Source organism: Pseudomonas sp. EL_65y_Pfl2_R96 (assembly GCF_963970905.1).
Classification (GTDB): domain Bacteria; phylum Pseudomonadota; class Gammaproteobacteria; order Pseudomonadales; family Pseudomonadaceae; genus Aquipseudomonas.
Genome location: NZ_CAXAQH010000353.1, coordinates 1 through 452, shown reverse-complemented (window position 1 = coordinate 452; position 452 = coordinate 1). Strand labels below are relative to the sequence as shown.

Genomic DNA, 452 nt, shown 5'->3' with positions numbered 1-452 from the left:
GCGCAGCTCACCTCATAGAAGTAGCCCGGGTCGAAGAACGTCGGCACCGAGAAGCGGTCTACGCCGCTCTGCTTGTTGAGCACGCGGTGCATGTTCGCATGATAGAGGCCATTACTCAGAATCCGCACCATTTCGCCAAGATTGATGATGAAGGCGCCTGGGATCGGCGGGGCCGAAATCCATTCGCCCGCCGCATTTTCCACCTCGAGACCACCGATGTTATCCTGGAGAAGGATCGTGATCATACCCCAATCGGTATGGGCGCCGGCGCCGATCTGGTTGAACGCGGCGTCTGCGGGCTGCGGCGCGTAGCGTAGCAGGCGGGAATTAAAGAGCGGCTCCTCCAGTCCCTTGGCGAAATAGTCCTCTGGCAGATCGAGCGACAGAGCAAGCAGGCCCATGAGATGGCGACCGACGCGGAACATTTCCTCGACATAGGCCTCGTATTGTTC

General features: G+C 59.3%; 1 protein-coding gene. It reads right to left on the bottom strand.

Features of this window, described 5'->3' with window-relative positions:
- A partial coding sequence (locus tag AACY49_RS31005; protein WP_339528135.1) for a 2OG-Fe(II) oxygenase family protein occupies window positions 1–452 on the bottom strand: 452 nt, incomplete at both ends.